Origin of the sequence: Jatrophihabitans lederbergiae, assembly GCF_031845305.1 — a bacterium.
Taxonomy (GTDB): domain Bacteria; phylum Actinomycetota; class Actinomycetes; order Mycobacteriales; family Jatrophihabitantaceae; genus Jatrophihabitans_A; species Jatrophihabitans_A lederbergiae.
The window spans coordinates 1-19,456 of sequence record NZ_JAVREH010000040.1; the positions used below are offsets into that span (position 1 = coordinate 1).

The 19,456-nt window shown below is 69.7% G+C and carries 20 protein-coding genes and 1 pseudogene; 18 read left to right on the forward strand and 3 right to left on the reverse strand.

From position 1 onward, the window contains the following. Positions 1 to 289, reverse strand: a pseudogene (locus RM423_RS18920) (hypothetical protein); the annotation flags it as partial. Continuing rightward, positions 262 to 462, reverse strand: coding sequence for a hypothetical protein (locus RM423_RS18925; protein WP_311424608.1), 201 nt, complete (start codon positions 460 to 462; stop codon positions 262 to 264). The gene RM423_RS18925 and the pseudogene RM423_RS18920, both read right to left, overlap by 28 nt. Before the next feature lie 113 nt (positions 463 to 575). Between RM423_RS18925 and RM423_RS18930 the strand changes: the two genes are divergently transcribed. Beyond that, a complete protein-coding gene (locus tag RM423_RS18930) occupies positions 576 to 725 on the forward strand; it encodes a M20/M25/M40 family metallo-hydrolase (protein WP_311424609.1) in 150 nt (49 codons plus the stop codon). Positions 726 to 788: 63 nt separating this feature from the next. Further along, on the forward strand, positions 789 to 1,385 hold the full coding sequence (locus tag RM423_RS25825) for a peptidase dimerization domain-containing protein (RefSeq protein ID WP_396327789.1): 597 nt from the start codon (positions 789 to 791) through the stop codon (positions 1,383 to 1,385). A 360-nt stretch (positions 1,386 to 1,745) separates the two neighbouring features. Here the strand turns inward: RM423_RS25825 and RM423_RS18935 are convergent, their stop codons facing one another. Then, on the reverse strand, positions 1,746 to 2,582 hold the full coding sequence (locus RM423_RS18935; RefSeq protein ID WP_311424610.1) for an SDR family NAD(P)-dependent oxidoreductase: 837 nt from the start codon (positions 2,580 to 2,582) through the stop codon (positions 1,746 to 1,748). A 381-nt stretch (positions 2,583 to 2,963) separates the two neighbouring features. On the opposite strand from RM423_RS18935, the gene RM423_RS18940 reads away from it, so the two are divergent. From RM423_RS18940 to RM423_RS19015, 16 genes are all read left to right on the forward strand, one after another. Then, positions 2,964 to 4,040: an ABC transporter ATP-binding protein gene (locus RM423_RS18940; RefSeq protein ID WP_311424611.1), complete on the forward strand. Its 1,077-nt coding sequence runs from the start codon at positions 2,964 to 2,966 to the stop codon at positions 4,038 to 4,040. 81 nt (positions 4,041 to 4,121) lie between these two features. Next, a complete protein-coding gene (locus tag RM423_RS18945) occupies positions 4,122 to 5,675 on the forward strand; it encodes an ABC transporter substrate-binding protein (protein ID WP_311424612.1) in 1,554 nt (517 codons plus the stop codon). Further along, a complete protein-coding gene (locus RM423_RS18950) occupies positions 5,645 to 5,785 on the forward strand; it encodes a hypothetical protein (RefSeq protein WP_311424613.1) in 141 nt (46 codons plus the stop codon). The genes RM423_RS18945 and RM423_RS18950 overlap by 31 nt, the downstream gene beginning before the upstream one ends. A gap of 42 nt (positions 5,786 to 5,827) precedes the next feature. Continuing rightward, positions 5,828 to 6,769 carry an ABC transporter permease gene (locus tag RM423_RS18955; protein WP_311424614.1) on the forward strand — a complete coding sequence of 314 codons (942 nt, stop codon included), beginning with the start codon at positions 5,828 to 5,830 and terminating at the stop codon, positions 6,767 to 6,769. A 10-nt stretch (positions 6,770 to 6,779) separates the two neighbouring features. Then, on the forward strand, positions 6,780 to 7,658 hold the full coding sequence (locus RM423_RS18960) for an ABC transporter permease (protein WP_311424615.1): 879 nt from the start codon (positions 6,780 to 6,782) through the stop codon (positions 7,656 to 7,658). Next, entirely contained in the window at positions 7,655 to 8,782 is a 1,128-nt protein-coding gene (locus RM423_RS18965; RefSeq protein ID WP_311424616.1) for an ABC transporter ATP-binding protein, read from the forward strand. The genes RM423_RS18960 and RM423_RS18965 overlap by 4 nt, the downstream gene beginning before the upstream one ends. Before the next feature lie 50 nt (positions 8,783 to 8,832). Next, on the forward strand, positions 8,833 to 9,960 hold the full coding sequence (locus tag RM423_RS18970; protein ID WP_311424617.1) for a Gfo/Idh/MocA family protein: 1,128 nt from the start codon (positions 8,833 to 8,835) through the stop codon (positions 9,958 to 9,960). Between the two features lie 58 nt (positions 9,961 to 10,018). Next, a complete protein-coding gene (locus tag RM423_RS18975; protein ID WP_311424618.1) occupies positions 10,019 to 10,681 on the forward strand; it encodes a GntR family transcriptional regulator in 663 nt (220 codons plus the stop codon). After that, entirely contained in the window at positions 10,674 to 11,753 is a 1,080-nt protein-coding gene (locus RM423_RS18980; RefSeq protein WP_311424619.1) for a D-2-hydroxyacid dehydrogenase, read from the forward strand. Before RM423_RS18975 ends, RM423_RS18980 begins: the two co-directional genes overlap by 8 nt. A 56-nt stretch (positions 11,754 to 11,809) precedes the next feature. Next, entirely contained in the window at positions 11,810 to 12,832 is a 1,023-nt protein-coding gene (locus RM423_RS18985; protein WP_311424620.1) for a dihydrodipicolinate synthase family protein, read from the forward strand. Beyond that, a complete protein-coding gene (locus tag RM423_RS18990) occupies positions 12,829 to 13,605 on the forward strand; it encodes an SDR family oxidoreductase (RefSeq protein WP_311424621.1) in 777 nt (258 codons plus the stop codon). The genes RM423_RS18985 and RM423_RS18990 overlap by 4 nt, the downstream gene beginning before the upstream one ends. After that, the gene (locus RM423_RS18995; RefSeq protein ID WP_311424622.1) at positions 13,602 to 14,774 is read left to right on the forward strand and encodes a pyridoxal phosphate-dependent aminotransferase; all 1,173 of its coding nucleotides are present in this window, start codon (positions 13,602 to 13,604) and stop codon (positions 14,772 to 14,774) included. The genes RM423_RS18990 and RM423_RS18995 overlap by 4 nt, the downstream gene beginning before the upstream one ends. Further along, positions 14,771 to 16,288: a TldD/PmbA family protein gene (locus RM423_RS19000; RefSeq protein ID WP_311424623.1), complete on the forward strand. Its 1,518-nt coding sequence runs from the start codon at positions 14,771 to 14,773 to the stop codon at positions 16,286 to 16,288. The genes RM423_RS18995 and RM423_RS19000 overlap by 4 nt, the downstream gene beginning before the upstream one ends. Further along, the gene (locus tag RM423_RS19005) at positions 16,288 to 17,694 is read left to right on the forward strand and encodes a TldD/PmbA family protein (RefSeq protein ID WP_311424624.1); all 1,407 of its coding nucleotides are present in this window, start codon (positions 16,288 to 16,290) and stop codon (positions 17,692 to 17,694) included. The genes RM423_RS19000 and RM423_RS19005 overlap by 1 nt, the downstream gene beginning before the upstream one ends. Then, positions 17,691 to 18,575, forward strand: a complete 885-nt coding sequence (locus tag RM423_RS19010) for a DUF4438 family protein (protein ID WP_311424625.1) — start codon at positions 17,691 to 17,693, stop codon at positions 18,573 to 18,575. The genes RM423_RS19005 and RM423_RS19010 overlap by 4 nt, the downstream gene beginning before the upstream one ends. Further along, entirely contained in the window at positions 18,572 to 19,444 is an 873-nt protein-coding gene (locus tag RM423_RS19015; RefSeq protein WP_311424626.1) for a DUF4438 family protein, read from the forward strand. The genes RM423_RS19010 and RM423_RS19015 overlap by 4 nt, the downstream gene beginning before the upstream one ends. Positions 19,445 to 19,456: the final 12 nt, after the last annotated feature.

Below are 19,456 nucleotides of genomic sequence, written 5' to 3' on the forward strand. Positions count from 1 at the left end.
GCTGGCGCCACCCGGCCGCATTGAGCAGCCCGGTCTTGGCGTCGGTGGTGGCCCCGTGCTGAAGTCGGCGCACGAGGGAGCTGCGGTGTATCACCACGAGCAGGACCAGGACCAGTGGTGTCATCAGCGGCGAGTGGAGTAGCGCTTCGGCGGTCAGCACGCCCAGGACGAGGGTGGCGAGCTCCAGGGCGAGGTCGTCGCCGGTGAGCCAACTGCTGTCATTTCCGGCCGGGCGTCGGCGCGGGAGGCACTCGTCATCTGTCAGCCGGTGACGAGCAGCGCCGCCCAAGTGCCGAGGATGATCAGCGGGACTCCGCCGAGCCCGACGGCGGCAAATCTGATGGCCGGGACGCTGAGGCCTCGGGCCTTGCAGCGCTCGCGCCACAGCAAGGTCGCGAGCGAGCCCCCAGACCAGAACCAAGGGGGCGCCGACCATTGGCCGGTGCCGCTGGATGCCCTCACCGACGAACCCCAGTTTCCCGGCATCGAGGTGGAACGCGCCGATGCATGGGGGCTCGTCGGCCGCCGGAAGGGGAGCGGCGACGGACGCAGTGTCATGCTCAACGCCCACATCGATGTTGTGCCCACCCGGTGATCTCGGCTCGTGGGCCGACCGAAATCCGCTCGCCGGACGCATCGCCGACGGGGTGGTGTACGGCCGCGGCGCCTGCGACATGAAGGGCGGCCTCGTCTCGGCGCTGCTCGCCGTCCGGGCGCTGCAGTAGCTAGACGTTCCGCTCGGCGGCGACCTGCTATTCGCGTCGGTGCAGGGGGAGGAGGATGGCGGCATGGGCAGCTATGCCGCCATCGGGCGTGGCTGGCGTGCCGATACCTGCGTTATCCCAGAGCCGACGGGACTTGACCTCTTCCCGGCCAACGCCGGATCTCTGACCTTCCGCCTATTGGTGCCAGGCCGTGCCACGCACGCAGCGCGCCGGATGTCGGGTGTGAGCGCGGTCGAGAAGTTCTGGCCGATCTTCCGTGCGTTGCGCGAACTGGAGGATCGGCGTAACCGAAATCCCGATCCGCTCGCGTCCCGGTGGCAGCTGCCGTATCCGATCTCGATCGGCTCGGTCCGATCGGGTGAGTGGGCGCCGACGGTGCCGGATCTGCTGGTCGCGGCGGGTCGCCTCGGCGTGATGCTGGACGAGCCGGTCGAACGCGCCCGGGCTGAGTTCGAGCAAGCGGTCGCCGAGGCGAGCGCTGGCGATCCGTGGCTCCGCGCCACCCGGTGGAGGTGCAGTGGTGGGGAGGCACCTTCGAGTCAGGACGGCTCAGCGCGGACTCCGATCTGCTCGAGCGGGTGCGCAAGGCCCACGCGGAGGCGACGGGCGGGAGTGTGCAGCAGATCTGGGCGGCGCCGTACGGCAGCGACCTGCGCCTGATGATGAATCTTGCCGACACTCGACGCTGCACTACGGGCCGGGCGACGCGGCGCTCGCGCACGCGCCGAACGAGGCAGTACCGGTTTGGAGGTACTGACCTGCGCGTGTGCTCTCGCCCTGCTCGCCTTGGATGTCTGCACCGTGGTGGCCTGACCGTCGCGGCATGGCGTCCAACCCGCGGCCCCGCGGACGAGCAGTCGGACGGACCGCACGTCTGGCAAGACCACTTCTTTCCCGAGACCATCGATCTCGTCACCCAAGAGATCGTGTCCGTCGCGCGAGAAGCGAAGCGCATCGACGCGCTGGGGCGCGGATTCAGCGAAACGGCGGCCGCCTCACCGCTGTCGACCGCACGGTCCCTCAGCCGCTTGCCGCGCTCCGGTCGCGCCCGGTCACCCAGTCGTAGCGGACGTCCTCGTCCACCACCTTTCCGGTGGTGCGGCCACCGACCCCGGCGCCCCCGTCGACGCTGTATAGGGCGCCGGTGACGTAGCTGGCCCCCGCCGAGCTGAGCCAGAGCACGAGGTTGGCGACCTCCGCAGGCAGGCCGGGCCGGGCCAGCGGCAGCGCCGGGATACGGCGACCCAGGCTCTCGGCCATCGAGGGCGGCAGCGGTTTGGGCTGGGTGTCGATGAGGCCGGGGCTGACGCAGTTCACCAGGATCTCATGCGGCGCCAGTTCGATGGCGGCTACCCGGGTGAAGCTCTCGGTGGCGGCTCGGCTGCTCGCGTAGGTCGCCGCGCCGGCGGACCCCCGGCTGCTGACACCGGAGGAGAAGTTGATGATGCGGCCGCCGTTCCCTTGCTCGATCAGCGCCCGGGCCGCCGCTTGCGTCATCAAGAACGTACCTCGGCAGTTGACGGCGTAGACCGCGTCCCACACCTCGGCGCGCTCATCGAGGAGGCTGGCGTGCGGCGCCACCGCGGCGTTGTTGACGCAGATATCCAGCCGCCCGAACACTCCGGTCGCGGCGGATACAATTGCCAGTGCGCCCGTGGCGGCGCTGATGTCGGCACTCACGGCGTGCACAGCGTCGCCGTAGGGTGCGCAGGTTTCGGCCAGGCCTACGGCGTCTCGATCCGCCGCGATCACCCGCGCTCCGGCGTGCACGAACGCCGCTACGGTGGCCCGCCCGACACCCCTGGCCGCCCCCGTCACCACCGCCACCTTGCCGGAGAAGTCATACGTGACGTCCATCTGCATCCTGTCCGTTCGCGCACGCCGAGCGCGCAGGGGGGAGCCGGCGACAGCTGTGCCGACCTGATGGCCGAACCTTAAGTCGACAGTCGACAATCGGTCAAGCACGTCTGATGAGACGTAGACCGCCGAAGCACAGCGGCCCGCGTTATCAGGTTGCCCTGATAACCACAGCCATTTCGTTACACTTGATGGCTTACGCGGACTCACAGCGAGGCCGAATGTTTCAACCTCAACAACTTTTTGAGTATGCATTGACGATTGTCGACTGAGGACCTAACGTTCCACCAACGCACGGCGGAGTGCCCTCTCCGGAGCCATCACCGGGGCGTATCCGATGTCGGCGTCAAGACTTGCGACACAGGAAACGGCAGGAACTCGTTGACCACCACCACAGCTGATGCACCGGCTCTGCTGCGCACCGCGGGCCTGACGAAGCACTTTCCGGTTCGCCGCGCAGCAGGTCTTCGGTTGCGCGGCGAGCCCGGCCAGGTGCTGCGCGCCGTCGAGGGCGTGACGCTCGAGGTGCGCCGTGGTCAAACACTGGGCGTGGTGGGTGAGACCGGCTCGGGCAAGAGCACCCTCGGCCGGCTGCTGCTGAGGCTGGAGCAGCCGACCGCCGGCGAGGTGTACTTCGAAGGCGAGAACATCTTCACGGCTTCCCGAGGGCGTTCGATGCAGCTGCGTGAGCGCATCCAGATCATCCTGCAGGACCCCTACTCCACTTTGAACCCGTATCGATCTGTCGGCGTGTCCATCGCAGAGGTGCTCGCGGTGCACGGCACGTCCTCAGGCGCCGAGCGCAGGGCCGAAGCCGAGTCCTTGCTGGCAAGGGTCGGCTTTCCGGCCGACCTGATCGACCAGCGGCCTGGCCAGCTCAGTGGCGGCGGCCGCCAGCGGGTGAGCATCGCCAGGGCACTGGCGGTCAAGCCGAGGCTGATCGTGGCCGACGAGCCGGTGTCCGCTCTCGACGTCTCGGTGCAGGCCCAGGTGCTCAACCTCTTCGAACAGCTGCGCCGCGACCTGGGTCTGACCTATGTGTTCATCACCCACGATCTGGCGGTCGTGCACCGGCTGAGCGAGCGGATCGCGGTGATGTACCTGGGACGGGTCGTGGAGGAGGCGCCGACCGCGGAGCTGTTCCGCAGACCGCTGCACCCCTACACCAAGGCGCTGCTCGACGCCGCTCCCGAACTCCACCTGCGCAAGACCTCGCGGCAGCCGGCGGTAGGCGGTGACATGCCCAATCCCATCTCACCGCCCAGCGGCTGCGTCTTTCACCCGCGTTGCCCGCAGGCGATGGACGTCTGCAGGCGCGAGGTGCCGCTGACGATCAGGCCGGCCGCGTTCCGCACGGTCGCCTGCCACCTGAACACCGGCCCACCGGCCTATCCAGCCCAGGCAGCGGCGGGCGAGGCCAGCCCACACCCCGCCGACGCCAGCCCATCCCGCTCGTAGTGCAGCTCACTTGCTCGATCCAGGCAGCTCCTGACCGCGGCTGCCGCCACCGTAACCGAACACCCAAGGGGAGAACACGCCATGACCACAGCCCGCCCCGCACCGCCTCCGCCTTCGAGCACGGCGGGCAAAGGCCCGTTGACTAAACGATCATTGCCAGTCGCCGGCCTGGCCGCGGCGCTCGCCGGCGCGCTTGTGCTGACCGCCTGCGGTTCTGGCGGCGGCAGCTCCTCATCCAACGGCTCGTCGGCGAAGCAGTCCGACACCCTGGTCATCGCCAACCCGGTCAAGGTGGACACCCTGGATCCCGAGGTGTCCTCGGTGAACGAGTCGATCTGGCTGGATCAGACGCTCTACAGCAGGCTCGTGCAGCCAGACCCCACCGGCACGAAGATCGTGCCCGATCTGGCGACATCGTGGGCGATCTCCCCGGACGGGCTGATGTACACGTTCAAGCTGCGCGACGCGAAGTTCTCCGACGGCTCGCCCGTCACCGCCTCGGACGTCAAGTTCTCGATCGACCGGGCGAAGAAGTACGACGGCGGTTGGGGCTTTCTCATCACCGCCGTCAAGGCCATCACTGCGCCGGATGCCAAGACCGTCGTGGTGAGCCTGTCCGCGCCACATGCCCCGCTGCTGGCCGACCTCGCCATGTACGCGTTCTCCGCGCTGCCGCAGAAGCTGGTGCAGGCCCAAGGCGCCGCCTTCTTCACCCATCCGGTGGGAAGCGGGCCGTTCGTGGTCAGCTCGTACGCGCCGGAGTCCGAGGTGGACCTCAAGCGCAACGACAACTTCTACGGCGCCAAGCCCAAGATCGCCAACGTCAAGGTCAAGATCGTGACCAACGACAACACCCGCGTGCTCGACCTGCAGAGCAAGAACGTCGACGTCATCGAGAACCCACCGGGCAACCTGAGCAAGCAGATCAAGGCCGACCCTAAGCTCAGCCTGGACCTCTTCCCGTCAACCAGGGTCGACTTCATCCAGCTGTCCAACAAGGACAAGTACTTCTCCAACGTCAAGGTGCGCCAGGCGGTCCGCTACGCCGTCGACCTCAACCAGATCAACACGCTGGCTTACCAGGGTGCGGGCACGCCGGCGACCTCGTTCATGCCCTACAAGATGCTGTACTGGAATGACCAGCTGCCCACACCGACCGTGGACCTCGCCAAGGCCAAGTCGCTGCTGGCCCAAGCCGGTTACCCCAACGGCTTCAGCACCAACATCATCACGGTCAGCGGTGACGCCGCGGGCCAGGCCGAGGCGGTGGTGATCAAGGACTCGCTGGCCAAGATCGGCATCACGGTGAAGATCGAGGCCTATGAGCTCGTCACCGCCTACGGCAAGGAGAAGACCGGCAACTACGGCATCGGCGAGCGGTACTGGACCAACGACATCATCGACCCCGACGAGGTGGTCACCTTCGGTGTCGACGTCAACGCCGGCTCGAGCTCGTTCGACACGTTCTGGAATGACCCGGCCGGGGTGGCGCTCACCAACCAAGCCAGGTCGGCCACGGACACGACCAAGCGCGCGGACCTCTACAAGCAGATCCAGCAGACGGTGTCCGACCAGACGCCCTACCTGCCCAGATCCAGCAGACGGTGTCCGACCAGACGCCCTACCTGCCGTTGATCTACCCGCCGTTCCGCTATGCCAGCGGCAAGTGGGTGCACGGCTTCAAGGTCTCGCCGCTGGGCAACTACAACGACTCGCTGCTGAGCCTCACCGTCGACCAGCACTGACGTCGCGGCACCCCCACCACGGAAGGCAGGACGGAGGACATCATGGCTGGATTGCACCTACTCGGGCGCAGGCTGCTGCAGATGGTGCCGATCATCATCGGCATCACCGTCGTGTCCTTCGTCCTGATCCGGCTGGTCCCGGGCGACCCGGCCACCCTCATCCTGGGCAACCACTACACCCCGGCGGGAGCGGCCCAGATCCGGCACTCGCTGGGGCTCGACCAGGGAATCGCCGTCCAGTACTGGCGTTTCGTGCGCGGTGCGCTGACCGGCTCGTTCGGCCACTCCTACTCCCTGGACGCCTCGGTGGGCCACCTCATCGTCAGCAGCCTGGGCTCGACCCTGTTCCTGATCGTGATGGCCGGGATCTTCACCGCGGCGCTGTCCATTCCGCTGGGCCTGTACGCCGGGCTGCACCGCGGTGGAGTGGTCGACCAGGGCACCAGGATCTTCCTGCTCATCGGCTTCGCTCTGCCCGGCTTCCTGCTGGGAGTGCTGCTGATCCTGGTGTTCGGGGTGAAGATCCCGATCCTGCCCATCAACGGCTACGGCAGCGGCTTCCTCAGCCACGTCCGGCATCTGATTCTGCCTTCGATCACCTTGGCGGTGCCGTTCTCGACGGTGCTGGTCCGCTCGCTACGGGCCAGTGTCATCGAGACCATCAACGCCGACTTCGTGACCACCGCGCTGTTGAAGGGCATTCCGTGGCGACGGGTGGTGCTGCGCCATATCCTGCGCAACGCCGGCATGTCGGTCGTCGTGGTGTTCGGGGTGAACCTGGCCTTCCTGGTCGGGGGCACGGTGGTGATCGAGAACGTCTTCTCGGTGCCCGGCCTGGGCTCGCTGCTGGTCAATGCCGTGTCGACCCGCGACTACCCGGTCGTGCAGGGCCTGACACTGGTCTTCGCGCTGTTCGTACTGCTGGTGAACCTGCTCACCGACGCGGTGCACATCGCCATCGACCCACGGCTCGCGGCCGGTTAGGAGATCGCAGATGTTCGTCCTGGAACGACCGGCGACCCGGATAGCGGCAAGCTCGCGCCGCCGCATACCGCTGCCTCGGCGGCTGCGGGGCAAGTTCTCGCTGCTGTTCGGCGGCGCCATGCTGCTGGTGCTCGTGGTGGCCTGCGTCGGCGCCCCGCTGTTCAGCTCGTACTCTCCGACCACCATCGACGCGCTGAACCCGCTCGCCCCGCTGTTCGCCAAGGGCCACCTGCTCGGCACCGACGAGTACGGCCGGGACGTGCTGGCGCGGATTCTCTACGGCGGCCGCTATGACCTGGCGATCGCCTTCGGCGCCACTCTGGTGACGCTTGTCGTCGGCACCCTGATCGGCCTCGTCGCCGCGCACATCGGTGGCCGCACCGACACGGTGATCATGCGGATCGTGGATCTGTTCTTCGCCTTTCCCTTCATCGTGCTGGTGATCGCGATCATCGCCAGCCTAGGGGCCAGCCTGCTGAACCTGTTCATCGCGCTATGGGTGGTGAGCTGGGTGAGCTACGCCCGCATCGCGCACGGCCAGACACTGTCGGCCAAACGCTATGGCTACGTCATCGCCGCCAAGGCGCTCGGCTTCTCGCACCCGCGCATCATCTTCCGGCACCTGCTGCCCAGCGTCCTTCCGGGCGTGGTCATCTTCGCGATGGTCGACGCGGTGGGAAACGTCCTGCTCGGCGCCTCCCTCGGCTTTCTCGGGGTGGGCATCGCCCAGCCCACCCCGGAGTGGGGGTCGATGATCTCGGCGGGTCAGAACTTCATCCTGTCCAACTGGTACCTCTCGATCATGCCGGGCGCCGCGCTGGTGCTGCTCGGGGTGTCGCTCAGCCTCATCGGCGACGGCCTGTCGGAGCTGTTGGGAGCGAACCGATGAGCCTGCTGTCGGCTGACCTGGAAGGCGCGTCGATGGCTGAGGACGCGCGCTCGGTGGTGCTGCGGGCAAGCGACGTGTGCGTGCGGATCCCCACCCGGGCGGGGACGGTCACGCCGGTGGACCACGTGTCCCTCGAACTCCGGCGCGGTGAGGTGCTGGGCATCGTCGGCGAGACCGGCAGCGGCAAGACGGTGACCTGCCGGTCGCTGCTCGGGCTGATGCCCTCCGCCCGCGCCACGCACACCGGCTCGGTGACCTATCCCGGCGTTCTGGAGGGCAACGCGCTGGACCTGGGACCCAAGAGGATGCGCCGCTACTGGGGCGACTTCGTGTCGATGGTTCCGCAGAATCCGATGACCTCGTTGAACCCGGTGCACCGGATCGGCGCACAGCTCGACGAGGCCGTGGCGGCGCACTCGACGATGTCGCGGTCCGAGCGGCGCAAACGCGTCATCGAGCTGATGACCAGGGTGGGAATCCCGGTGCCCGAGAAGCGGCTGCGCGATTATCCGCACCAGTTCAGCGGTGGAATGCTGCAGCGGACGCTGATCGCGATCGCGCTGGCTGCCAACCCGCGGGTGCTGGTCGCCGATGAGCCGACCACCGCCCTGGACGTGATCATCCAGGACCAGATTCTCAGCCTGCTGATCGGCCTGCAGCGCGACCTGGGCATGAGCCTGGTGCTGGTGAGCCACGACCTGTCGGTGATCGCGCAGATCTGCGACCGCGTCGGGGTGATGTACGCCGGCCAGCTGGTGGAGCTGGCCGACACCCGAGAGCTGCTCCGCCGGCCGAAGCACCCCTACACCGCGGCGCTGCTGAAGTCGCTGCCGGGCGCGGTGGCCCGGGATGCGCCGCTGGCCACCATCACCGGCGCACCGCCGAGGCTGATGAACCTGACACCCGCGTGCCGGTTCGTGCCCCGGTGTCCCTACGCCGAGCCGGCCTGCGGCGAGTGGCACACCGAGCTGCTGCAGATCGGGACCACGGCCGCCGGACACCAGGCGCGCTGCCGGCGCCACGGCGAACTCGACCTGGCCCTGCCCGCGGTGCCCGAGGCCGCCGCTCGCACGCCCGGACAACCCATAGAACCCATGCACGCGGCGGACAACGCCGCCCAGTGAACCCAGCGAGCACCGCGACGGCGGGCACGCACGAGAAACAGGAGACCATAGTGGCGCAGGACAAACTACGAGTAGGCGTCGTGGGAACCGGCAGGTGGGCCGTTCGCTCCCACATCCCCGGCTGGCAGCGCGACCCCCGGGTCGAGGTGGTGGCGCTGGCCGACACCGATGCCGACGCGCTGGCGGCTGCCGGCGAGCAATTCGGCGTCGCGCGGCTGGAGAGCGACTACCGCAAGCTGACCGACGATCCGGACATCGACGTGATCGACGTGGTGACCGGGGACCGGTCCCACTTCGAGGTGTCCTGGGCCGCGTTGGAGGGCGGCAAGCACGTGCTGTGCGAGAAGCCCGTTCACTCCGACTTCCGCGAGGTGATCGCCGCGGCCGACCTCGCCGAGAGCAGGGGGCTCAAGACCAAGCTCGGCTTCACCTTCCGCTACGCCCCCGCGACGATGTACGCGGCGGAGCTCCTCTCCCAGGGCTACATCGGCGAGCCGTACATGCTCAACGCCTATGAGCAGAACAGCCAGTGGCTGGACCCCCAGACGCCGCTGCGGCAACTGCGCGACACCGCGGACCCCGATGTCATCGCGGTCTCCTCGATCGAGGGCTACGGCGCTCCGGTCATCGACATCATGCATTGGTGGATGGACGCGCCGCTGCAATCCGTGGTGGGCACCATGCGCAACTTCGTGCCGAACCGGATGGTGCGCGAGACCGGTGAGATGACGCGGGTGAACATCGACGACGGCGACATGTGGATCGCCGAGTTCGGAGGCGGCCGGCTGGCCTCGGTGCAGTCCGCGTTCGTGACGGTGGGCAACTATCCCGGCATTGAAGTCCGGATCTATGGTTCGGAGGGTGCCATCATCGTCCGGCTGGTCGAGGAGTTCGGAATCTGCCAGACCATCAAGGCCGCGAAGAAGGACGCCGTGGAGTTCGTCGAGCTCGAGATCCCACAGCGGTTCTTTCCGGCGGGCGGGACCTCGCGGGAGCCGTGGCCGTTCCTGTTCTACTCCAACGTCCTGCGGGACTTCACCGACGAGATCCTCAGCGGGTCGAGCGTGAACCAGGGCGACTTCCGCCAGGGGGCGTTGGTGCAGCAGACCATCAACGCCTTCGAGAGGGCGCACCGCACCCGTGCGTGGGTCGACTTCCCGCTCGAAGCGCAGGCCTGAACAATAGGAGTAACGCCCAATCCGGCCAAGGCCGTCACCCACCGGCAAGGAGTACCGAATGAGCTCGAACGCAGGCGAGCAAGCCGGCCGCGGCATTTTGCGGCACCGCTCGCTACCTGAGTCGGTGCACGAGATCCTGCGCTCGCGCATCCTGAACAATGAGCTCCCCGCCGGCACCCCATTGATCGAGCTGAACCTCGCCGACGAGTTCGGTGTCAGCCGCACGACGGTGCGCGCGGCATTGCGCGAGTTGCAGGGCGAGCGCCTGGTCGAGGTACAGCCACGCCGGCAGACCATCGTGACCCGGATGTCGGCCGAGGACGTGGTGGAGGCCTGCTACGCCCGTTACGTCCTTGAGTCGGCCGGTCTGGCCGAGGTGTGGGACTCGGTGCGCAGCGGGTTGGTGGCCGACATGACCGAGGCGATCGGGGTGATGGAGTTAGCCGCGGACAAGGCGGACCTGGCGGGCATTGTCGAGGCCGACATCGAGCTGCACCGCCTGATAGTGCAGGCCAGCGGACATCCGCGGCTGGTGGAGATGTGGTCCACGCTCAACGGTCAGATGGGCGCGCTGATGCGCTCGTCGCTGGATCGGCAGGGCATCGACATGGCCGAGGCGGTGCTGCGCCACACCAAGCTGCTGACGGCTTTCCGACGCAAGGACCCGGCGGTGGCCAAGGCGGCGCTGCACGAGCACTACCTGAGCCCGACGCATGGCTGAGGCGACGCCGAGGACCCGGCCGGGCGCAGCCGTCCCTGAGCACCGCGCCGAGTGCCTCAGCATCCTGATCGCCACCTATCTCGAACCCCGGTTCGTCGACCGGATCGCGGCCGGCGGCGGGTGTGAGGTGCTGTACGCGCCTGAGCTGCTGCCGCGGCCGCGTTACCTCAACGACCACGGGGGCACGCCGCCGGAGCTCTCCGCGGCCGACGAGCGCCGCTGGGCCGAGCTGCTGGCCGCGGCCGACGTCGCCTTCGATTTCGACTGGCACGCGCCGGCGGACCTGCTGGCCAACGCCCCGCGGCTGCGCTGGGTGCAAGCCACCAGCGCCGGCATCGGCGGCTTCGTGCAGCGCTATGGCCTCGATCGCGGCGACCTGGTGATGACCACCGCCGCCGGCGTGCACGCGGCTCCGCTGGCCGAGTTCGCGGTGGCTGGCGCGTTGCACTTCATCAAGGATGTCCCGCGATTACAAGCCCATCAGCGAGGCCACCACTGGCAGCGCCATGTCAGCGGGCAGCTGGCGGGTCGCCGCGCGACGGTGGTGGGTCTGGGCTCGATCGGACGGCGGATCGCCGAGGCCTATGACGCGCTCGGCATGCGGGTGACCGGAGTCGGCCGGGCCGGCGGCTCCTACCACGTCGCCGACACCGTCCGGATGATCGCCACCGAGCAACTGGACGACGTGCTGTCGGCCACCGACGTGCTGGTGCTCGCGTGCCCGTTGACAGAGCAGACCCGCGGCCTGATCAACGCTGCCAGGGTGGCGTCGCTGCCCGAAGGGGCGATCGTGGTGAACGTGGCCCGTGGCCAGGTTCTCGACGAGGCCGCGCTGATCAGCGCCCTGCGGGCAGGTCGACTTCACGGGGCGGCGCTGGACGTGTTCGAGACCGAACCGCTGCCCGATGCCTCGCCCTTGTGGGACCTGCCGAACGTCCTGGTGTCGCCGCACTCCGCCTCGACAGCGGCCGAGGAGAACGAGGTGCTCACCGAGCTGTTCCTGGACAACCTCAGCCGTTATCGACAGCGCCGTCCGCTGCGCAACCTCTACCAGAGCGCGCGCGGCTACTAGAGCCGCCCACCTGGCCGGGTGAGCCGTCCCGCCCACCGTCAAGGGAGAACCGAGCCGTGCACGACAGCCCAGCACCGCTGAACCAGCTGACACCGCCGAACCAGCTGACACCGCCGAACCAGCCAACACCGCAGGACAGCGGCATCGCCCACCACGCCGGTTTGTCGGGAACCTGGTTCGTCAGCCCGACTCCGTTCACCGCCGCCGGCGCCGTTGACCCAGCCGGGCTCGCCGAGATCGTCGAAGCCACGGCGGACTGGGGCGTCGACGGCATCACCGTGCTGGGCGTGATGGGCGAGGTCACCGCGCTCAGCGACGACGAGCGCGACCTGGTGCTGCGGGCGGTGCTGGCCGCGGCTCAGGGCAGGCTGCCGATCGCGGTCGGCTGCTCGTCGCCGTCGGCGCCCCTGACGGCCCAGCGCATCGCCCGTGCCCAGCAGCTGGGCGCGGCGGCCGTGATGGTGTCGGCGCCGACTCTGCTCCGCGACACCGACCAGATCCGTGGATTCTTCACCGCGGCTTGCGGCAGCGCAGGCGTTCCGGTGATCGTGCAGGACGAGCCGGCTGCGACCGGGGTGCCGATGCCGGTGTCCGCGCTGCTGGCCGCCTTGGACGGCTCGGCCAGCAGCATCGTCAAGCTCGAGGATCCGCCGACACCGCCGAAGATCAGCCGGTTGCTGAGCGAGCGTGGCGGGTTGACCGTCTTCGGCGGCCTGGGTGGGGTGAGTGCCTACGCCGAGTTGCGCAGAGGCGCGTCCGGAACCATGACCGGGTTCGCCTTCCCCGAGATCCTGCGGGCTCTTCGGATCGCCGTCGCCAACGGCGAGCACGCCCACGCCGCCGCGCTGTTCGACCGCTACCTGCCGTACCTCAGCTTCGAGGGTCAGCCGGTGGTCGGCCTGGGCATCCGCAAAGAGGTGTTGCGCCGCCGCGGTGTGATCGCCCATGCCCGGACGAGGGCGTTGCGCCCGAACCTCGAGGAGATCACCCTCGCCGAGCTAGACGACGTGCTGGACCGGGTCGGCCTGAAACCGGAGCGGCCGGCACTGTCGGTGGCCTCGGCAGGAGCTTGGGCGTGAGCGCGCGCAGGGTCGTGATCGGCGGCGCCAGCTCCGGCCTAGGCCGCGCGATCGCGCAGGGCTTCGCCGCCCAGGGCGCGGATCTGCTGCTGTGGGCGCGCGACCTGGGTCGGCTGCAGGAGACCGCCGCCGAGCTGCGCTCCACCAGCGCCACGGTGTACGTGCTGGCCGCGGACGCCGCGGACCCGGGAACGGCTCAGCTGGTGGCCGAGACCGCCCTGCAGCGGCTCGGCGGCGCCGACGTGCTCGTCCTCAACGCCGGCGGCCCGCCGCCGTGCCCGCCCGATCGCACCGACGCAGACCAGTGGCGCAAGGCCCTGCAACTGCTCGCGGTGACACCGATCGACCTCGCCACCAGGCTGCTGCCGGCCATGCGCGCGCAGTCCTGGGGCCGCGTGGTGGCGGTGCTGTCCTCAGGCGTTCGCGAGCCGTTGCCCGACCTGTCCTACTCCAACGCCGGAAGGGCGGCGCTCAGCGGCTGGCTCAAGACCGTCTCGGCCACCGTCGCCCCGGACGGCGTCACCGTCAACGGCGTGCTGCCCGGCCGGATCGACACCGCCCGGGTCGCGCAGCTCGACGCCAAGCGGGCCGAGCGCGAAGGCCGCCCGGTTGCCGAGGTCCGCGCGGCGAGCGCCGCGGGAATTCCGGCCGGTCGCTACGGCGATCCGGCGGAGTTCGCGGCGGTGGCGCTGTTCCTCGCCTCGGACGCCGCTTCCTACGTCACCGGAGCTTTCGTCAGTTGTGACGGCGGCCAGTTCCGGGGTGTGTGGTGAGCCGGCCGGCACTGGGACACCAGATCGAGCAGGTGCCGCCTTCAGGCATCCGAGCGCTCGCCAACGCGGCGTGGGCGCATCCTGACGCGGTCCACCTGGAGTTCGGCGAGCCGGACTGGCCGACGCCGCCGGCGATCGTCGACGCGGCGTACCGCGCCGCCCGAGCCGGCCACACCCGGTACGCGCCGAGCGCGGGAATCCCGGCGCTTCGCGAGGCCGTCTGCGCCAAGCTCGTGCGCGACAACGGCCTCGCCGAGATCTCGCCGGACCAGGTGCTCGTCACCGCAGGCGGTGTCGGCGGATTGCACAGCGCCTATCGGGCTGTTCTCGATCAGGACGACGAGATCCTGGTGCCCGATCCGGGGTGGCCGAACCTGGCCTCGATCGCGCTGGCGGTGGGCGCGCGACCGGTCCGCTACGCCCTTGACCCGGCGACCGGCGGCTTCGCCGGCCGAGCCGGCCTGGAGGCAGTCCGCACCGCGCGGACCCGCGCTGTCGTGCTGAACACCCCGTCAAACCCGACCGGCGCGGTGTGGTCGGACGCGGATCAGGCAGAGCTGGGAGAGTGGGCCGCCAAGCACGGGCTGTGGGTGGTCTCGGACGAGTGCTATGACCAGCTCTGGTTCGACCGCCCGAACACGACGTTTTCGGTGGCCGCGCCGATGGCGGCCTCGATCACGGCGTTCTCGCTCTCCAAGACCTACCCGATGACCGGATGGCGGGTCGGCTACGCCGTGGCCGCGCCCGCCACGATCGCGAGGATGACGCGGGTACAGGAGACCATCGCGTCCTCGGTCAACACGGTCACGCAGTGGGCCGCGGTGCAGGCGTTGAGCGGGCCGCAAGAAGTCGCCGGACAGATGCGCCAGGCCTACCGCGAGCGACGCGACGCCGCCGTGTCCGCGGCGACCGAACTCGAGTTGACCCACACCGTGCCCGCCGGGGCGTTCTACCTCTGGCTCAGCCTGCCGGACGAGATCACCGACACAGCACGCTTCGCGCTGGACTTCCTGCAGGCCCGCGGCGTGGCGACCGCGCCCGGAAGCGCCTTCGGCCCGGCCGGGCGGAGCCATCTTCGGCTGTCGCTTGCGGCTGAGCGGTCCGCCATCGTGCACGGCCTGTCCCAGCTCGCCGACTTTCTCAGGACCGAACGGAGATTACCCCGATGAGATCAACGGACTCGCCGACGCAACAGCAGCGGTCCAGCAGCGGATCGGCACACCAGTGGGGCGAGCTGTCCGAGGACGCCGTCGCCACGGAACTGCTGGAAGCGGCCCTGAGCGAGGTCGGCGGCGACGCGGACTTCGCCGATGCTCGGCTCGTCGAGTGCGAGGAGCTGCGACTCTATCACCGTGCCGGCGCCGACCCCGACGAGCGGCGGGAGCACAACCTGGGAATCGGCGTGCGGGTACTGGTCGACGGCGCCTGGGGATTTGCCTCGCGGCCGCTGGCCGGCGCACCCGACGCCGGCGCCGCAGCCCGGCAGGCGGTGTCGGTCGCCCGCGCGGGGGGCGGCCTCGGGCCGCCGGTTCGACTGCCACCACGCCAGGGCAGCTCCGGACGGTATGAGACCGCGGTGCGAACGGACCCGTTCGAGGTGTCCGACGCGCAGCGCCACGGGCTGCTCAGCGAGGTGCTGGCCGGCATGTCGGCGCCGGGCGAGGTCCGCGACGCGCAGGCCGGCATCAACGCCAAGCGCCAGCACCGGCACTTCGCCGACACCGAGGGATCGCGGCAGCACCAGCACCTGACCGAGTCCGGCGCGATGATGCTGGCGGTCGCGGTCGATGACCACGACGTGCAGCGGCGCAGTTTTCCCAATTCTTTCCACGGCAACACCGGTGGCGCCGGCTGGGAGTTCGTGCTGCAGCTGGATCTGCCGGGCAACGCCGCGCGGGTCGGCGAAGAGGCGGTCGCGCTGCTGAGGGCGCCCACCGCGGACCCCGGAACCGCCGACCTGGTGATCGGCGCCCAGCAGGTGTCGTTGCAGATCCACGAATCCTGCGGCCATGCCCTGGAGTTGGACCGGATGCTGGGCGATGAGCGCAACTTCGCCGGCACGTCGTTCATCTCGGTCGCCGATGTCGGCAGCCTGCGCTACGGCTCGCCGGCGGTCAACATCACCTCGGACTCGACAGTCGCGGGAACCCGCGGCAGCTTCGCCTTCGACGACGAGGGATCGCCGGCCCGGCGTACCCCGCTGGTCGTGGCCGGCGTCGTCGAGAACACGCTGTCCTCCCGGGACTCCGCCGCCCGGGCCGGCCTGCCGGTGACCGGAGCGGCGCGCTCGGACGGTTGGGGCTACCTGCCGGTGTGCTTCTCGACCCATGTGCACCTGGAGTCGGGCAGCGGCTCTCTCGACGAGCTGATCCAGCGGCTGGGCCACGGCTACTACATCGATGACAACCGCAGCTGGTCCATCGACAATCAGCGCCTGAACTTCCAGTTCGGCACCGAGGTCGCCTACGAGGTGCGCGACGGCCGGCGCGGTCGGTTGCTGAAGAACTTCTCCTACGGCGGCATCACGCCGCAGTTCTGGGGCGCGGTCGAAGCGGTGGCCGGCCCGGACGAGGTCCGCAACTTCGGCTATCCGTGCGGCAAGGGAGAACCCAAGCAATGGGGGTTCCTCAGCCACGGCGCCGCGCCGGTCCTGGTGCGTCAGCAGCGGATCGGGGTGGCCTGATGAGCGGGACACCGCCTTTCGACGCCGCCGTCGACGGCGATCGGGCGTTGCACGAGCTGGCCAAGGCGGTCACCGGCGGTGGCGCGGACCAGTTCGACGCCTTCGTGCTCGCCCGTACCGGGGAGTACACCCGCTTCGCCGATGGCAGGATCCACCAGCCGCAGGACGTGACCGAGGTGCAGGTGATGGTCCGGGCGGTCGTGGACGGCCATGCCGCCCGCGCCTCCGCGAGCAGCCTGGCGGGTCTGGACGCGGCCGTGTTGACCGCTGCCCGGATGGCCCGTGGCATCGCCGCGGCCGCGCCCGCCCCGGGTCACACCACGGTGGCGACGCCCGACACCGGCAGCGCTGACGGCTCCGGCAGCGCGGTTTTCTTCGACGACGGCACGGCGGCCTTCGACGCGGCAGCCCGCGCGGCCCTGGTGGCCGAGGCCAGCGCTACGGCGGACGCGGTGCGCGGCTCGGTGGCGGGGATGTTCGCCCGGGCGGTCAACCAGCTGGTGGTGGCCACCAGCGCCGGCGTCGCGCGGGCCACGTCCGCGACCGAGGCCTCGGGCGCCTTCACGTTCTCGGTGGCCGAGGGCACCGCGCACTTCGCCGACCTCGGCCGGGCGGTGCACCGGCTGGGACTGAGCGAGGCCCTGCGCGCCGGTGCCGCGCAGGCCGTGGCCGGCCTGGGTCGCGGTGAACTGGAGCCGGGCGAGTACGACGTCGTGCTGGGTCCCGAGGCCACCGCCGAGCTGCTGGAGTTCCTGCCCGGTTTCGGATTCTCCGGTGAACTCGCCGCGGCGGGAGTCGGGGTATCGGCCAGCTGCGCCGGGCAGCAACTGGCAAGCCACCTGGTCACGGTCGCCGACGACGCGCTGGCCGACGTGGGGCTGCCGATCGGCTTCGACATCGAGGGCGTCCCCAAACAGCGGGTCGACCTGCTGCGGGCCGGAGTCGTCGGCTCGCCGGTCACCGATCTGGCGACCGGCGCCCAGCTCGGCCTCGGTTCCACCGGGCACGCTCATATCGCGCGCGAGGAACCGCCGGCGACCCAGGCTGCCAACCTAGTCATGTCGGCCGGTGGCGCCACCGAGGCTGAGCTGATCGCCGGGGTCGGGCGCGGCGTCTACATCCAGCGCTTCTGGTACACCCGCATGGTCGACCGCAACGCGAGCACCATCACCGGCGTTACCCGCGACGCCTGCTTCGAGATCGTCGACGGTGCGCTCGGCAGGCCCCTGACCGGAATGCGGTTCACCCAGTCGGTGCTGGGGCTGCTCTCGCGCGTGGACGCGGTGGCAAGCACCCGGCGGACCTTACCGCTGATGAACGTCTGGAACGGGTCCAGCACTGCCCCAGCCATCCGAGCCGCCGGTTTCCGGCTCGGGTCCGCCCCTGTGATCGGAGCTTCACGATGACCCTTGCCACCAACCGCGACCGCCTGGTGACCCAGGTGCTCACCGGAGAGGTGTGGCCCGCACTGGGTGACCGGCACGCCTACCGCACCGACGCGGATGGAACGCCGTTCGTCCTGCCGGGCATGGGTGGCGTGACCTTGGGCGTGCACCCGGGCGACCCGGCGGCCGGCTACGCCGCCGACCACCTGGAACCGGGGCTGTCGATCCGGCACCGCGAGGATCGGCCCAACATGGCGCTGCAGTTCCTGTCCTGCATCGGCAACGTGGTGACGGTCCGCAGCGGCCCGGCTGCCGGCGCCACCGGGCGCGTCATCGGCCAGCACGCCTACGTCCTCGCCGACTTCGCCGAGGAAGAACTCTCGCAGGTGTGCACCGGCGACGCTGTCAGCGTGCATGCCGCGGGGCAGCGGCTCAAGCTGACCGACCATGCGGACGTGGTGGTGAAGAACTGCGCTCCGGACCTGCTGGACGCCCTGGGGTTGGAGACGGGGGCGGACGGCCGGCTCGTGGTGCCGGTCGCCGCCCGGGTGCCCGCGGAGGCCGTCGGCGCGGGCGCCGGGATGTACTCCGAATACGCAAACACCGACCTGATGGGCGCCTACGCCGGCCAGAGCGAGGATCTCTCGCTCGGCCTGGAGCGCTTGCGGATCGCCGATGTGGTGGTGCTGGAGGACCAGGACCACCGGTACGGCCGTGGATTCCGCCCCGGCTACACCACGGTCGGCGTGATCAGCACCGGCCATTGCCGGCTGTTCGGCCACGGCCCCGGGCCGAGCACGCTGCTCAGCGGACCGACCGGGGCCTTCGACATCAGGCTCGATGACCGGGCCAACCTGAGCAACGCCTTCGCGGCACTGACCGGGCTTGGAGCCAGCGCATGAGCACCGACATCGTCCTTGCCACCAACACCGCAGGCGTCATCGAGCACCCTGGCCTGGACAGCAACCCCTACCTGGTGGACGCCGACGGCCGTCCCTACGTTCCGACCGGCGACGGCGGTGTGGTGCTGGGCCTGGGCCTGGGCGACAGCGTCTTCGGCTACGACACCGATCACGCCAGCCCTGGTGTGTCGATAGTGCATCCCGAGCAGGCGGCCAGGCACGCCCTCACGGCTTTCGCGTGCCTGGGCAACCGGGTCACCGTCCGCTCCGGCGCCGCCGCGGGCGCGACCGGCGCCGTGCTGGGCAAGCGTGGCGAGCAGGGCCGGGTGTTGGCGTGGTTCGAGCCCGACGTGCTGGCCCGGCTGGTGCCCGGCGACGCGATGGCGGTGCGCGCGTTCGGGCAGGGCGCCCGGTTGCCCGAGCCGCTGGCCAACCTTGGCGGGCAGTTGCTCAACATCGATCCGGGGCTGCTGGCGATGTTGCCGTTGGACCTCGGCGAGAGCGGCGTCTCGGCCCAGGTGCGCGGCAGCGTCGGGTCGAAGCTGATCGGCAACGGCATCGGCCGGCCAGCTCATCAGTGGGACTTGGACCTGCAGGTCGACAAGGCCATCGCGACCGACCACGGCCTCGGCGCGCTGGCCATCGGCGATCTGGTGGCCGTGCGCGATCTGGACGTGCGCCACAACGCCGGATATCGCAGCGGCTGGCTGACTATCGGCGTCGCGCTGACCACGACCAGCCCGCGGCCAGGTCACGGCGTAGGGCTGATGCCGATCCTGTGCCTTCCCGAAACGGCAGCCCAGGTCGAGGCGCGGGCCGAGGACCACGTCGGAGTCACGGCCGACATACTGGCATCCGCCATGGCGTGAGCCATCTTCACT